General features: G+C 36.8%; 14 protein-coding genes. 9 read left to right on the top strand and 5 right to left on the bottom strand.

The window, feature by feature from the left end:
* The first annotated feature begins 70 nt into the window (after positions 1 to 70).
* From BXY75_RS09420 to BXY75_RS09400, 5 genes are all read left to right on the top strand, one after another.
* Positions 71 to 2491, top strand: coding sequence for a T9SS type B sorting domain-containing protein (locus BXY75_RS09420; protein WP_121907502.1), 2421 nt, complete (start codon positions 71 to 73; stop codon positions 2489 to 2491).
* A 118-nt stretch (positions 2492 to 2609) separates the two neighbouring features.
* Positions 2610 to 3707, top strand: coding sequence for a serine hydrolase domain-containing protein (locus BXY75_RS09415; protein WP_121907501.1), 1098 nt, complete (start codon positions 2610 to 2612; stop codon positions 3705 to 3707).
* A gap of 46 nt (positions 3708 to 3753) precedes the next feature.
* Entirely contained in the window at positions 3754 to 4437 is a 684-nt protein-coding gene (locus tag BXY75_RS09410; protein ID WP_121907500.1) for a hypothetical protein, read from the top strand.
* Between the two features lie 79 nt (positions 4438 to 4516).
* Complete coding sequence (gene uvrB / locus BXY75_RS09405) at positions 4517 to 6520, top strand: excinuclease ABC subunit UvrB (protein WP_121907499.1); 2004 nt, start codon at positions 4517 to 4519, stop codon at positions 6518 to 6520.
* Between the two features lie 18 nt (positions 6521 to 6538).
* Positions 6539 to 7198, top strand: coding sequence for a hypothetical protein (locus BXY75_RS09400; RefSeq protein ID WP_317125245.1), 660 nt, complete (start codon positions 6539 to 6541; stop codon positions 7196 to 7198).
* On the opposite strand, the gene BXY75_RS09395 is transcribed toward BXY75_RS09400, so the two are convergent.
* Complete coding sequence (locus tag BXY75_RS09395) at positions 7195 to 8715, bottom strand: GH3 family domain-containing protein (RefSeq protein ID WP_121907498.1); 1521 nt, start codon at positions 8713 to 8715, stop codon at positions 7195 to 7197. The two genes, BXY75_RS09400 and BXY75_RS09395, sit on opposite strands and share 4 nt — an antisense overlap.
* Positions 8716 to 8824: 109 nt before the next feature.
* Between BXY75_RS09395 and rluF the strand changes: the two genes are divergently transcribed.
* Together rluF and BXY75_RS09380 are read left to right on the top strand one after the other, a co-directional pair.
* Positions 8825 to 9604 (top strand): 23S rRNA pseudouridine(2604) synthase RluF, encoded by a 780-nt coding sequence (rluF, locus tag BXY75_RS09390; protein ID WP_121907497.1) that lies wholly within the window; start codon positions 8825 to 8827, stop codon positions 9602 to 9604.
* A 533-nt stretch (positions 9605 to 10137) separates the two neighbouring features.
* A complete protein-coding gene (locus BXY75_RS09380) occupies positions 10138 to 11421 on the top strand; it encodes a DUF2254 domain-containing protein (protein ID WP_121907495.1) in 1284 nt (427 codons plus the stop codon).
* On the opposite strand, the gene BXY75_RS09375 is transcribed toward BXY75_RS09380, so the two are convergent.
* The 3 genes from BXY75_RS09375 to sucC all read right to left on the bottom strand — a co-directional run bounded on the left by BXY75_RS09375 (position 11418) and on the right by sucC (position 13662).
* A complete protein-coding gene (locus BXY75_RS09375; RefSeq protein ID WP_121907494.1) occupies positions 11418 to 11816 on the bottom strand; it encodes a TerB family tellurite resistance protein in 399 nt (132 codons plus the stop codon). The two genes, BXY75_RS09380 and BXY75_RS09375, sit on opposite strands and share 4 nt — an antisense overlap.
* A gap of 150 nt (positions 11817 to 11966) precedes the next feature.
* The gene (locus tag BXY75_RS09370; protein ID WP_121907493.1) at positions 11967 to 12302 is read right to left on the bottom strand and encodes a hypothetical protein; all 336 of its coding nucleotides are present in this window, start codon (positions 12300 to 12302) and stop codon (positions 11967 to 11969) included.
* A gap of 169 nt (positions 12303 to 12471) precedes the next feature.
* On the bottom strand, positions 12472 to 13662 hold the full coding sequence (gene sucC, locus BXY75_RS09365; RefSeq protein ID WP_121907492.1) for an ADP-forming succinate--CoA ligase subunit beta: 1191 nt from the start codon (positions 13660 to 13662) through the stop codon (positions 12472 to 12474).
* 186 nt (positions 13663 to 13848) lie between these two features.
* Here sucC and lysA point away from each other — a divergent pair, with 186 nt between their 5' ends.
* Together lysA and BXY75_RS09355 are read left to right on the top strand one after the other, a co-directional pair.
* Entirely contained in the window at positions 13849 to 15054 is a 1206-nt protein-coding gene (gene lysA, locus BXY75_RS09360; RefSeq protein WP_121907491.1) for a diaminopimelate decarboxylase, read from the top strand.
* 78 nt (positions 15055 to 15132) lie between these two features.
* Positions 15133 to 15726: a GNAT family N-acetyltransferase gene (locus BXY75_RS09355; protein WP_121907490.1), complete on the top strand. Its 594-nt coding sequence runs from the start codon at positions 15133 to 15135 to the stop codon at positions 15724 to 15726.
* Between the two features lie 4 nt (positions 15727 to 15730).
* Here BXY75_RS09355 and BXY75_RS09350 read toward each other — a convergent pair whose 3' ends face one another.
* Complete coding sequence (locus BXY75_RS09350; protein WP_121907489.1) at positions 15731 to 16039, bottom strand: DUF1456 family protein; 309 nt, start codon at positions 16037 to 16039, stop codon at positions 15731 to 15733.
* Positions 16040 to 16110 lie beyond the last annotated feature (71 nt).

Genomic DNA, 16110 nt, shown 5'->3' with positions numbered 1-16110 from the left:
GCAAATTTTCTAAAATTCATCTAAATTCAGCAGCTTAAGATTGTGTATATTTAGCCTACAATCGGTTGTGATGCTGTTTTTAAGAAAAATTCTACTCTTACTACTTTGCCTATCCCCTGTTCTTAGCTTAGCACAGGAAATTGAATTATTTCAGCAGTTTAATGGTCGCTACGATTATCTTTCCTTCGGAAACACCCTCAATCTTGTAGAAAATTCGGGAGGTACTACTTCTTGCGAAATTCTAACAGAAAGCAGCGCCGAATTAGCACTACTGCCCGGACAGACACTTGTAGCCGCTTATCTGTATTGGGCCGGAGTGGGAGATGGAGACTTGGAAGTTAAACTCAACGATACTAATATAATCGCAACGCGCAATTTTACAACCACTTTTAGCGGTTTAAGTTATTTTGCTGCTTATGCGGATGTGACTTCCATTATTGCAAATTTTGGAAGCGCCAACTACACACTTTCGGACTTAGATTTAAGTGATATTTTATCGGCATACTGTTCAAATCGGACTAATTTTGGAGGATGGGCAATTAACGTGGTCTACGAAGATGCTTCACTCACGCTCAATCAGCTCACCATTTTCGACGGACTTGAAAATGTCTCTTCCACGACAAATGAAATCAGTATCATACTCGAAAATTTAAACGTTTTGGATAATTCAGGAGCCAAAGTTGGATTTCTAGCCTGGGAAGGGGATGAAAATATCGCAGTATCCGAATCGCTTTTATTCAATGGGAATGTTATTAGCAATCCGCCTCTAAATCCAGCCGATAATGCCTTTAACGGCACGAATAGCTTCACCAATAGCAGTGAACTTTACAATATGGACATGGATTTCTACTTCATCGAAAACAATATTAATCCCGGGGATACTTCGGCGGTTATTACGCTTAGGTCTGGTCAGGATTTTGTGATGATTAACAATATTATTACGGTACTAAATACCGAATTACCAGATGCGACTATCCAAATTGATAATGTAGCTGGCGGAACAGAATGTGGTAACCGGGAAATTGAAGTTGATTACACAGTTTATAATATAAATGCGACCGATGAACTACCCGGGAATACTGCGATTGCGTTCTATGCAAATAATACACTTGTCGGTCAATCAGCAACTTCTGCTATATTACCTATTGATGGTTCCGAAAGTGGCACAATAGTACTTGATATTCCGTTGGGTGTTTCTCCCGATTTCCTTCTGAAAGCTGTGGTGGATGATGATGGCTTCGGAAATGGAAGCGTTAATGAAATCAACGAAACAAATAATGATTTTGAAATCGAATTCCATCTGAAGGTCTTTCCGGAAATTATCGGCTTGCAGAATTTGGAGCTTTGTGATGTACTCGGCATAGAACTTTTCGACCTTTCCGAAGCTACCGCACAAATCGATCCACTAAACGCTATTTCTTACCATCTTTCAGAAGCTGATGCAAATAGCAATCTTAATCCTATTGTGAATCCCCAATCATTTCAGAATACAACAAATCCGCAGACGATATGGATACGAGTTTCAAATCCAGATTGTTTTGTGATAGATAGTTATTCCATCGAGGTAATTGTATGTGCCTTGCCCGATGCTACCATTGTAATCGAAGATAATTTGTTCGCCTGTAGAAGCCGGCCGTTATCGGTCCCATATACAGTTTACAATACAGATGGAACCGCAATATTGCCAGCCAATACGCCACTGGCATTTTATGTTGAAGATTTATTATTGGGTCAATCTCATACCCAGAATAACATCCCGATTGGTGGAAGTGAAAGCGGTAGTATTGAACTAATTCTCCCCGACTCAACACCAGATACATTTACAATTAAAGCCACGGCCGACGATGTAGGGAACGGCACAGGAATCATTTTCGAATTGAATGATGAGAATAATTCTTTCGAAATAACCACCAGTTTTGGATCCATCCCTCCTATTCCGTCACTTCCAGATTTGCTGGAATGTAATAAAGGGAACCAAACCTCTATCTTTGATCTCACGGCTTTAGAAGAACTAATTTCAGAAGAAAACAGTGATATCATTTCATTTTTTACAACGCTGGAAGACGCAATAGGAAATTCGAATGAAATTCAAGACCCTGAACATTTTGAAAGTACCGCAAACCCGCAAACGATCTTTGTCCGATTAGAAAACGAGATTTGCTTCACAACAGCTTCATTTTTATTAAAAACAGAAAATTGCCCGCCTATTATTTACGATGGGGTTTCGCCAAATAACGATGGTAGTAACGATGTTTTTATAATTGAACAATTGCTGGACGTTTATGAAAATTTCGAGCTTTTTATCTATAGCCGAGACGGCAATTTAATTTACAAAGGTGGAAATGAAGATGGTTTTTGGAATGCAATCCCAAATACCGGGCTACTTTACCGCGATTCTTTAGTGCCCGTCGGAACTTATTATTATGCGCTTATACTAAATGACCCTCAATTCCCTGAGCCATTTACCGGTTTTATTTATGTGAATTATTAAAGAATTAAAGTCCAAAAACTGCCATAAAATTTCCAAACAACACGAATAGATTTACAGCGTTGTTTATGGTCTAGTGTCATCATATTAAACTTTCTTTCTGAAATCTAGTCCAATTGTCATGATACGATATTGTTTGATCTTAATAATTATCCTTTTTATAAGCTGCAATAAAGAAGAGGGCACTGCTCAGGAAACTCCACCTCAGCCTTCAATGTATTTTCCACCTCTCTCCGGAAATGTGTGGGAAACGACAACGCCGGAAAGTCTTAATTGGAATATTTCCGAAGCTGATACTTTATATGATTATTTGGAGACCAGAGGTACACGAGCGTTCATTATTCTAAAGGATGGAAAAATTGTTATAGAAAAATACTGGGGAAATGACATTCAAAATACAAGTCCTTTCACTCAAGACTCTAATTGGTATTGGGCTTCAGCTGGCAAAACCCTCACTGCCTTACTTGTTGGAATCGCGCAAGAAGAAGGTATTTTGAACATAAATAATAAGACTTCAGATTATCTTGGTTTAAACTGGACCAGCCTGCCTTCAGAAAAAGAAGAACTTATTTTAATAAAACATCAACTTACAATGACTACCGGGCTTAATTATGATGTGGCGAGTCTCGATTGTACCGATTCGTCCTGCCTTGAATATGGAACCGATGCCGGCCAACAATGGTATTACCATAATGCTCCGTATACACTGCTGGAACAAGTCGTGAGTAATGCTTCTGGTATGACTTACAATAATTTCACTGATGAAAAGGTTGAGAATAAAATCGGGATGTCCGGAAGTTGGGTTACGCTTGGTTATAATAACGTGTATTGGAGTACTCCAAGAGATGCTGCGCGATACGGCTTGCTGTTACTAAACAATGGGGTTTGGGACGAAACTACTGTTTTAGCCGACACTAGTTATGTAGATGCAATGACTAACTCATCCCAAGCGTTGAATCCTTCCTATGGTTATCTAACGTGGCTGAACGGCAAATCTTCAATTCGATTACCAGGATTTAATCTTTCCTTCAATACATCTTTGTCACTTAATGCACCTTCCGATATGTATGCTGCGATGGGGAAAAATGGTCAATTTATAAATGTGGTCCCTTCAGAAAATATGGTCGTAATTAGAATGGGGGAAGCTCCTGATAATGACTTAGTTCCAATCGAGTTTCATGATGAAATGTGGGGGCTAATCAATAATTTGACCAATTAGATATTTTTTTAGCTAGATTTGTTTCGCTAAGAAAATCTAAAATTAAATGAAAAAAGTTCTACCCCTATTACTTTTGTTGCTCTCCTATTGTCTAAATGCGCAAACCGAAGAAAAATCCAAATCATTTCCGAATGAAAATAGTGCATATCTAACTTTCGATTTAACGACAATTGTTAGCCCATTTGCACCAAGATACCGTCTTGGTTATATTCAGTCCATTAACAAAAATTGGCGAATTGGAGTTGATCTGGGTTACGGACAAGAAAATATTATATTTAATACGTCAAACAGCAACTCTAGAATGGACAATTACAGTCTTTTCGAAATTCGGTCTGAAATCTATCATATATTCAACCCTAGCAAACGTTTAAATCATTATATATCTGGAGAGCTCTATTATATATATCATGAAGAGGATTTTTATAATACTCATTACCACCTGGATGCAAGAGACGAGCAAGTTTTTTTTGATGAAGCACATTTTATAAGAGAAAAAATTGGCTTTAATCTTAAATACGGAGCGATGTTTCCCTTTGGTGAAAAGGTTGGTATGAATGTCTACATTGGAATTGGACCAAGATTAAAGAATATTACATATAAGGATGTTGTTAATCCTAGTGTTCAAAATGATTATGATGATCATGATTGGTTTTCAGAACGTAGAACAGAGGGTTCAAGATTTGGTGTTAGCACTACTTTGGGAGTCAAGTTCTTCTATAGAATTAATTGATTCTGAAGGAATACCTACTTCATTTCGACTACCTTATTTCATGATTTTTAAGTATTTTTGATTTTAGCTTCGGAAAGAAATGAAATTCAAATTAAAGTCAGATTTTACACCTACAGGCGATCAACCGGAAGCCATAAAATCTCTGGTAAACGGAATTAATTCCGAAGAGAAATACCAAACGCTACTTGGAGTCACCGGAAGTGGAAAGACATTTACAGTTGCCAATGTAATAGAAAGTGTTCAAAAACCTACCTTGGTGCTTGCTCACAACAAAACTCTGGCAGCTCAATTATACACTGAATTCAAGAATTTATTCCCCGAAAATGCCGTTGAATATTTTGTTTCCTATTACGATTATTATCAGCCGGAAGCCTTTATTCCTTCCAGTGGAACGTATATAGAAAAAGATCTCTCTATTAATGAAGAGATTGAAGTGATGCGATTGAGTACAACCTCTTCCCTACTATCCGGAAGACGAGATGTGATTGTTGTTTCTTCTGTTTCCTGTTTATACGGTATTGGGAATCCAGCGGAGTTTCAAAAAAATGTGATTGATTTAAGATCCGGACAGACACTTTCAAGAACAAAATTATTGCATCGCTTAGTGCAAAGTTTGTATTCGAGAACTGAAGCTGAGTTTAGTCACGGTCGTTTCAGAATAAAAGGAGATACCGTCGATGTATTTCCGGGATATGCAGATCACGCCTTTAGAATACACTTTTTTGGAGATGAAATTGAAGAAATCGAAGCCTTTGATCCACAGAACAACGAAGTCATTGAGAAATACGACCGACTTAATATCTATCCGGCGAATATGTTTGTTACCTCTCCTGACGTGCTACAAGGTGCGATTCGGGAAATTCAGGATGATTTGGTAAAACAATTGGAATATTTCAAAGACATTGGAAAGCATTTGGAAGCAAAGCGACTTGATGAACGCACGAATTTTGATTTGGAAATGATTCGGGAGCTGGGATATTGTAGTGGCATCGAAAACTATTCAAGATATCTGGATCAAAGATTACCTGGCACTCGTCCATTCTGTTTATTAGACTTCTTTCCAGATGATTATTTAATGATCGTGGATGAAAGTCATGTATCGATTCCGCAGGTTAGTGCGATGTACGGCGGTGACCGTTCACGAAAAGAAAATCTTGTAGAGTATGGCTTCCGATTACCAGCTGCCATGGACAACCGACCTTTAAAATTTGAAGAATTCGAGGCGCTTCAGAATCAGGTGATCTATGTTAGTGCAACTCCTGCCGATTATGAACTTGCTAAAAGTGACGGCGTTTTTGTGGAGCAAGTTATCCGTCCTACCGGCCTTTTGGATCCTCCCATCGAAGTGCGTCCAAGTTTGAATCAGATAGACGACCTCTTAGAAGAAATACATCTTAGAATTGAAAAAGACGAACGTATTTTGGTAACTACTTTAACCAAAAGAATGGCAGAGGAACTTACTAAATATCTGGAACGAGTACAAGTGCGATGTCGCTATATTCACAGTGATGTGGATACTCTGGAGCGTGTTGAAATTATGCAGGATCTACGATTAGGGCTTTTCGATGTACTTGTAGGAGTAAACTTATTAAGAGAAGGTCTTGATCTTCCTGAAGTTTCACTGGTCGCGATTCTCGATGCTGATAAAGAAGGTTTTCTTAGAAGTGAAAGATCACTGACGCAAACAGTAGGAAGGGCAGCGAGAAATCTAAACGGAAAAGCGATTATGTATGCGGACAAGATTACGAGAAGTATGCAAATTACGATGGACAAAACAGATTATCGTCGATCGAAGCAAATGGAATACAATGAGGCTAATAATATAACCCCTACAGCGATAAAGAAGTCCTTTGAAAATGCACTCACAAAATCCAAGCAAGAAGCATATATGTTTGAAAATGCGGAGAGCTTAGCAGCTGAAAATGAAGCAGAGTACTTAACCAAGGCTCAAATTGAAAAGAAAATACGTGATACAAGAAAGGCGATGGAAAAATCGGCAAAAGATCTTGACTTCCTAATGGCTGCGAAATTACGTGATAAGATACATATTTATCAAAAGCAGTTGGAAGAAGTTAAGCAATAAGCCTTAAGTGAGACCGTTATGAAGCCTGAATTTGGTATTAAAACAAACTTTACAATGACCTTAACACAGCTTCTTATTGCTATTTTGTACTTTCCATTTTGTATGATTGCACAAGAAGATATTTCCTTAAATAATAAATCCATTCCCGAAAACATTTACAAGGAAGCTATTACCGCACTTTCTTTTTATCCAGAATTAAAAGATGCTGAAATCTCTTTTAAATTTAAGGAAAACATTAAAAAGTCTACCATGCAAGCTCAACCAACATGGACTAGTTTTTTTAAGGGAAGAAAGAACAGAAGTTATATCATTTTAATTAGTCAGCAGATACAGATAGATGGTGAAAGTTTTACCATAGAAGATATTCCCGGCGATGTACTTATAGGGTGGCTTGGTCACGAGCTGGGTCACGTTATGGACTATAGAGACCGTTCCAACGTAGGGATGCTAATTTTCGGCATTAAATATTTATACTCCGGAAGCCATATTCAGGAAGTAGAACGTGCTGCGGATACATACGCTATTGCTCATGGAATGGGAGATTATATACTTCAAACCAAGAATTTCATTTTAGACCACGCTCATATTTCAGAAAAATACAAAGAACGTTTAAGAAGATTATATATGTCGCCTGAAGAAGTGATGCATTTAATTAATGAAGGATCTACCGGGGATTAAAGTGATTTCACAAAGGCTTCCCACTCGGTAAATTTATCCTCTTTCATTACTCGCGCCATTTTAACCTGTCCGCCTTTCTTTTTGTTACGTGCATTCCATTCATAAAAAACATCGGCTGCAACCGTATGAACAATCACTCCCTTTAAGGCTTTATTTCTAGCAACTTTGTAATTCTTATTTGCCTCTTGTAGCGCTTTATCTAGTGCTTCGGAAAGCTTTTTAGGTTCAATAGTTGCATCAGTACCTAAGTACCAACTATGATAAAACTCATTATCTATTTCCACAGCGGCAACTGTAAATTCGGGAATTTCTATATCAAATTGCTGCTCTAACTCTCTAAGCGCAACGTCCATTTTATTAACAGACAACTGCGATCCAACTACATTTAAGAAAAATTTCGTCCGACCCGTAATAACGATTTCGGCTCTGTCTACATCGGTAAATGCGACAGTATCTCCAATTAGGTAACGCCAGGTTCCCGAAACTGTACTAATAATAAGCACATAATCTGTATCTTTTTTTACTTCGGAAAGTGTTAATACCGGAGCTTCCTGATCTAAAGAACCATCTTCTTTAATGTACTCAGGTTTAAAAGGAACGAATTCGAAATATATACCATTATCGGTAACCAACTTCATAGCTGTAGTTTCTGGTCTCGATTGAAAGGCTATAAATCCTTCCGAAGCCAAATAGGTATCAATTACGGTTATGGGTTTTGAAAGTAGCAGATTAAAACTTTTTTCATAGGGTTGGAAGGCAACACCACCACTGGTAAACACTTGTAAGTTTGGCCAGATGTCGTGAATTGTTTTTAAATTATGATGCGCAATTACTTTTTTCATCATAAGTTCCATCCAGGAGGGAATACCACTTAAAGCTCCAATATCCCAGTTCTTAGCGCGTTCTGCGATTGTTTGTACACGTTCATCCCAATCATCTATCTTCGCAACATCGGTACCGGGCTTGTAATAACCAGAGAACCAGAAAGGAATATTGCTAGCAGATATTCCACTTATCTCACCTTCGAGAAATTCCCCTCGTTCGGTGAGGTCTGTTGAACTTCCCAGCATCATGATCTCTTTTTCAAAAAAATCGGCTGGCAGATCAAAATTTGTCAAGGCTCCAACTTGCTTAATGCCAGCTGCCCGAATAGCATCGATCATAGCCTCGGTTACAGGAATTCGTTTACTTGTTTTTCCAGTAGTTCCACTACTCAATGCGAAGTAAGCGGGTTTTCCCGGCCATGTAATATCTTCATGACCATCGATCACTCTATCCCACCATTCGGACTTCATAAGATCATAATCGTGATAAGGGATTGCATCGGAGAAAGCCTTTGTCATATCTTCAGCTTCTAATATCTTTTTGAATCCGTAATACTTTCCGAAGGAAGTCTCTTTAGCCTTAGTCAATAAATCCTTAAGAACTTCTTTTTGTGCCTCCACCGGGGAAGTTTCTGAAACTAAAGAGTCGCGCAGATCAATAGCTGCTTTTATGATAGTACCTAATATCGCCATGTAAAAAATTTTAAGCTTAAAAATACAAATTTGTGTAAGCCATAGTGTGCACTTTAAAGGAAGTTTAACCTTTTTTAAAGTTGGAGAACATATAGTATCTTTGTCGCCTATGACAAATCATCCTGATTCTACCCGATTAAATAAAGCAATTAGCGACAGTGGTTACTGTTCGCGTAGACAGGCTGACGTTCTTATTGAAAAAGGCAAAGTAACCGTGAATGGGGTGCCTCAGACACTAGGAGATCGTGTGATGCCAGGAGATGAGATTCATGTTGATGGTAAACTGATTACCGAAAATAATAATCTGGTTTATATTGCATTAAATAAACCTGTTGGAATCACCTGCACAACCGATAAAAGGGTCGATGGAAATGTTGTTGATTTCATTGGTCATAAAGAAAGGATTTTCCATGTGGGCCGATTAGATAAACCCAGTGAAGGGCTTTTGATAATGACAAATGATGGTGATATTGTGAATAAGATTTTACGCGCCGGAAACAAACATGAAAAAGAATACATCGTAAGAGTAGATCGTCCCATAACTGATGATTTTATTTATAAGATGAGTAATGGCGTACCTCTTAATGAACTGGAAGTCACTACTAAAAAATGTGAAGTAGAACGATTAAGTCGTTTCGTGTTTAAAATTATACTTGTACAAGGTCTTAATCGGCAGATACGTCGTATGTGTGAATATTTAGAATACGAGGTTGTGAGTCTCAAAAGAATTCGAATAATGAATGTTTCTTTAGGTGATCTTCCTGTAGGTAAATGGCGGGATTTAACAATAAAGGAACTGGAAGGATTAAGATCTTCGGTGGTTTCTTCAGACAATGCTCCTGCGGCAGTTAAGGATTTAAAATTTACTGGTCGCCGACGCAGACCCTAGAAGATTATTTTGGGAAAACCTTATAAAAAAATAGATCACGTGCCGATTGAGTAACACGTGACCATTTTCAACTAACTAACCAAATTAAATTCCAATTATGAAATTTCTCAACCATTCTCTTCAATATATTTCTCTGCTATTGGGGATTGTACTCAAATAGCATAAATCAATAAATCTGAAGAACTTAATGCAGGGAATTGATATATCTCTTCAAGCAGATTAAACTTGTAATATTTTATAAAGCAAAATTCGGAAAACTTTACCGATTTGTTCGTGTGTGTTACATTAAAATTAACACATAAATTCGGTATTTCACCTTTAATGTTAAGCTTTTTAACGAAAATACAAATGCTGAATTTCATTAATTCTATTTGCGCGCTCTAATTAATTTTAAAACTACCTGTTTATTAAAATTTTACCTGTTTATAAAGTGATCATAAATTTGGTAAAATCTTCTTTTATTAATTGTTTCCAAAAATAATTTCATTTAAAATATTCATACCTTTAAAAGAAAATATGATTCAATTTAGCTTATGAAGTACATATACTTTAAGTTTCTCACTTTTTACAACCTCATAAAAAGCAACATAATTTTTTTCCCTGCTTTATTTGCGATTGGCGGATTTAATTTTGCTTTTTTAATGATATATCTCGAAAGTAAGGGATTATCGAATGAACTTCTGAATAGAGTACCACAATTGCTTGTTGAAAATGGAGATACAGCACTCACAATTATAAGTGCTTGTTTGGGTGGGTTAATTTCACTAATGGTATTTAGTTTCTCTATGGTGATGCTGTTATTGAGCCAGGCCTCTAGTAATTTCTCTCCCCGCCTATTACCTGGATTGATTTCAGATAAAAGACATCAGGTAATTCTAGGAATATACTTAGGAACAATCATTTACAACATCTTTACTCTTTTTTCCATAGAACCCGGCGGTGAAAAATATTCCTTACCCGGAACTTCGGTGTTGCTTGCGATTATTTTCACTATTATATGTTTAATTGCCTTCATATATTTTATCCACAATATGTCCCAGAGTATTCAAATTAATACGATATTGGATCGAATTTATGAAGAATCTGTAGATCGCCTTCAGCACATTATTGAAATCGAAAAGGAATGCGACATCAAAGATGATTTTCCTGATACTTCCAATTGGAATACTTACTTCTCTAAGAATAACGGGTACTTTCAGAATATCTCTCTCTCTGCAATTGCTGAAATTTGCGAAAAGAATTCAACGAAAATTTACATTACGAAACCCCGAGGTTCCTACTTATTGAAAAATGTTTCATTAATAAAGTCTGAAAAAGAATTGGATGAAGAAATCTTGTCCGAGATACACTCCAGCATCAGTTTTTCAAGAGGAGAACTAATAAGTGATAATTATATATTGGCCTTTAAACAAATGACTGAAATTATACTAAAAGCAATGTCTCCGGGAGTGAACGATCCGGGAACCGCGATTAATGCTATTGATTATTTAACAGAGATCTTCGCGTTGCGAATGAAAAAAAGAGATGATGAATATTATATGCAAAATGAAACTGTTTATGTGAAAATTGCGACAATTAAATTTAGTGAACTTTTATATAATGTGATGGCGTCTATACGCACTTACTGTAAACATGACCCCATAATTGTACAAAAACTGATTTGGATGCTAAAACATCTGTATATACAACCAGCGCTTAATGATCAGTACAAAGTGGCCGTAAAGGAAGAAGTAGAAATCTTAGTAAAAGAAGCTCTTAACACCTATACTACAGAAAAGGATAAAACAATTTTAAAAAATCTAGTCGGTGAATTTTAGTTGTAATAGGTTTGAAAAATCTTTATCAACTCTTCACTTGGGATAATTTTATCATTAAATTGATCCATTTTTAATAAAACCTGATCTATCACTCCAGGGCGAATTCCCATTTTAAGTCCGAAATTTCTCACCGCAATAATTTCCTTTTCGTGGGCTTCCATGTCTATATTCATTAGCAAGACAAGTTTGTAAAAATGAGTTATACGTTCCAATTCAGAAAACAAAGGTTTCGATGGTTTAGGATTCTCGAAAAGCTCAACAACATCTTTTTCTGAAACATTCATTCGCTCAGCTAATCTTAGAATGAATTCAAACTCGGATTGAGTGACTTTATCATCGGCAAACGCCAAGACAATATAGTCACTAATCATAGCTAGATGTGTGTCTCTTTCCATATAACAATACTAAGTCAAATCTTTGAGTTTTAAAAATGAACACCCTCGTTCGCTGCATAAAAAATTAAACTTCGATACTAATTGGCCCTAAAAATTTGACAAAGAAAATCCCGGTTGATTAGGCCGGGATTTGAGACAAAATTTAGGTACTTAACTATTTTTCAAGATCTTAACTGGTTGAATATATTTTTTTCCAACGGTTAATTTGTTGTCTAGCTTTTCGTAGTTCAAACGATTCTTAATGAAACTTTCTATACTCTCATTATCTGTACCTACAGACAACACAACGATCTCACGATCTTTATTCACAATAAAGGTCACGTTTACATTTTGATCTTCTATAAGCGTGAGATGGGGATTTTTTAGAAGCGTCCCCATTTCTTGAGCTGTAGTCTTTTTTACTTTTTCTTTATCTAAGGTTGTTGCTGATAAAGAGGTTCCCAATAGTAGCACAAAGGCTACTAAAATTACACTGAATTTTTTCATGATTGTTCGATTTAAATGATTGATATACTTAATAGACTGTATATCATCAACGAACGTTACTCTAAAATCAAATTTTAACACTTTCTTAACGCAACCAGTCAAAAAACAGAAAGCCCCGAAAAAAAAATTCGGGGCTTCACTTTTATAATGTCAAAAGCCAGAAAACTTATTAGGCAAGTACTTTCTGTACTTTGTCTGCAGCTTCCTGAAACTCAATTGCGCTCTGCACATCAAGTCCACTGTTATCAATTAGTTCTTTAGCGATATCTGCGTTAGTACCTTGTAGTCTTACTATAATAGGCACATTGATAGTCCCCATATTTTTATATGCATCTACAATTCCTTGTGCTACTCGGTCGCAACGTACAATTCCACCAAAAATATTCACTAAAATTGCCTTTACATTAGGGTCTTTTAGTATAAGTTTAAATGCAATTTCAACACGCTCGGCGTCTGCCGTACCACCTACATCAAGGAAGTTTGCCGGTTCTCCACCCGCTTGCTTTATTAAATCCATGGTAGCCATTGCCAATCCTGCACCGTTTACCATACATCCAACATTACCATCAAGATCCACATAATTCAATCCTGCTTCACCTGCTTCGACTTCAATCGCGTTTTCTTCACGAAGGTCACGCATCGCCAAATAATCTTTATGACGGAACAACGCATTATCATCGATACTTACTTTGGCATCAACTGCGATAATACGATCATCACTAGTTTTTAATACCGGATTTATCTCGAACAATGAAGAATCACTGTTCGCGTATGCTTTGTACAAGGCACTAACAAATTTTGTCATTTCCTTAAATGCTTTACCACTTAGACCAAGATTAAAAGCAATTTTTCTAGCTTGAAAACCTAACAGTCCAACTGCAGGGTCAATTTCTTCATGAAAGATCAGATGCGGAGTTTCTTCTGCTACCTGTTCGATATCCATCCCACCTTCAGTAGAATACATGATCATATTTCTACCAGTTGCTCTATTAAGCAACACACTCATATAATATTCTTCCGGCTCATTATCACCTGGATAATACACATCCTCGGCTACTAGTATCTGATGTACTTTTTTACCTTCTGCACTTGTTTGAGGCGTAATTAGAGTCATTCCTATAATTTCACCCGCGATCCTTTCAACTTCTTGAATATTCTTCGCCAGTTTTACACCACCACCTTTACCACGGCCACCTGCGTGAACCTGTGCTTTGATTACGTGCCATCCTGTTCCTGTTTCTTCCGTTAGTTTTTTAGCTGCTTCAACTGCTTCAGCCGGAGTAGAGGCTACAAGTCCACGTTGTATTTCAACACCAAAACTGTTTAATATTTGTTTTCCTTGATATTCGTGTAAATTCATAATGGAATGTTATTCGATTTAAGAACTGCAAAAATAGCAAATGTTGAACGATTGCACTAATCTTTTTTTGTAGGTTCTTCGGAAAAAATTTCAGAAGAAAAAATTAATATTATTTTATAATTTATTTAGTGTTTAATCCTTTAAGACACATTAATTTAGCCCCCTTTAAAATTAACTGAAACACCAATGAATAGAAAAGACCTTTTAACTGTAGTTGACGAATTTGATAGCCCCGTGTATGTTTATGATGCCGCAATAATTGAAGCACAATACAAACGCCTAAACAAGGCATTCAAGAAGGTTAAACAGCTAAAAATCAACTATGCCGTAAAAGCACTTTCTAATATTTCAGTCTTAAAGCTTCTAAGCGCCATGGGTAGTGGTATGGACACTGTATCCATCCAGGAAGTGCGTCTTGCAATGGAAGCCGGAGTTTCTCCTGATAAAATTATTTACACGCCAAATGGTGTTTCGATGGAAGAAATTGAAAAAGCCGCTGGATTGGGAGTTCAGATTAATATCGACAACCTTTCAATTTTGGAGCAGTTTGGAACGAAACATCCCAAAGTCCCTGTTTGTATTCGTATCAATCCACACGTAATGGCTGGAGGTAACACCAATATATCGGTGGGTCATATCGATAGTAAATTCGGAATTTCAATTCACCAGATGCCACATCTTAAACGAATTGTTGAAAACACCAAGATGAATATTAACGGTATTCACATGCATACTGGTAGTGATATTCTCGACATTGATGTATTTCTATATGCTTCCGAAATTCTTTTTGAAGCAGCTAAGAATTTCCACAACCTTGAGTTTATTGACTTCGGAAGTGGCTTTAAGGTGCCTTATAAAGAGGGAGACATTGAAACTAACATTGAGGAACTAGGGGAAAAACTAAGCACGCGATTCAACTCTTTTTGTAAAGAATATGGCAAGGAACTTACCTTGGCCTTCGAACCGGGGAAATTCTTGGTTAGTGAATCTGGAAAGTTTCTAGTAAAAGTGAATGTGGTTAAACAAACTACTTCTACGGTTTTTGCTCAGGTTGACAGCGGTTTTAATCACCTTATTCGTCCGATGCTTTATGGCTCACAGCATGAAATTGAAAATATTTCACAGCCGAAGGGCAGAGAACGTTTCTACAGTGTGGTAGGCTATATCTGTGAGACCGATACCTTTGCAAATAACAGAAGAATTGCTGAAATTAGTGAAGGGGATATTCTTTCATTTAGCAATGCCGGAGCTTATTGTTTTTCGATGGCGAGCAATTATAATTCCCGCTACCGCCCTGCCGAAGTTCTTTGGTATAAAAACAAAGCACATCTTATTAGAAAAAGAGAAAATTTCGAGGATATTGCAAGAAATCAGATTTCTATAGAACTATAAAAAACTCCGCCTTCAAAGGCGGTTTTTTTATACCTTTAGTTTTGCATTAACCTAGCGATATCTAATAACTAAAATCTTATGAAGCTGGATTTTTCCAAAGAATACATTCTTGAAAATGAAATGGTCATCCTAAGACCTTTAATAGAGGATGATTTAAAACACTTAAGTGAATTTTCATTAGCAGAACCGGAGCTTTGGAACTATTCGTTAGTGCCCGCTAACGGATTGAAAAACTTAAAATCCTATCTTAACCTGGCGCTTCAAAAACGAAAAGAGCATGACTCTTACCCGTTTATAGTTTTCGATAAACGCACGAAGGAATATGCCGGAAGCACACGATTTTATGATTACCAACTTCAACATAATTCTGTTCAATTAGGATATACGTGGTATGGTAAAAAATTTCAGGGAACCGGTCTTAACAAAAATTGCAAGTTACTAATGCTTCAGTTTGCGTTTGATGAATTAGGTGTGGAAAGAGTTGAATTCCGTGCCGATGCTTCCAATGAACGTAGTATCGCAGCCATGAAAAGCATAGGATGTAAAGTTGAGGGTATTTTAAGGCAAAATTGCGCCGCTCTCACTGGAAGAAGAGACAGTATAGTATTGAGTATACTTAAAAATGAATGGCAAAAAGACGTAAAAAAGAATCTTTTAAATAGAACAAAGTAACTTACTAGCTCTTTTTAGGTGGTGCCTTTTTAAAACTTTCTTTTCTCTTAGGAGCATTAGAATTTTGCCCAGCTCCAGGTTTCTTCTCCGGCATGGGACCTCTAAGATGAATGACTAAACCGTTCAAAAAATTACGAAGTATCTGATCTCCACACTCCATATATTTGGGATGATTTTCGTTTCTGAAAAACGCACCTAATTCGCTTTTAGACACCTTAAAATCTGCTAGTTCGCAAATTTTCACAATGTCTTCATCCCGAAATTTGTGAGCAACTCTTAATTTCTTAAACACGTCATTATTTGATAGTCCCATAGTTACTTACAAAGGTACATTCTAAAAACAGCAAAGTCTTTATTTTCGGCAAAAATTTAACTTGCTTCACA

The organism is Ulvibacter antarcticus, assembly GCF_003688405.1.
Lineage (GTDB): Bacteria > Bacteroidota > Bacteroidia > Flavobacteriales > Flavobacteriaceae > Ulvibacter > Ulvibacter antarcticus.
The sequence above is the reverse complement of the archived record's forward strand: the minus strand, read 5'-3'. Positions and strand labels throughout refer to the sequence as shown.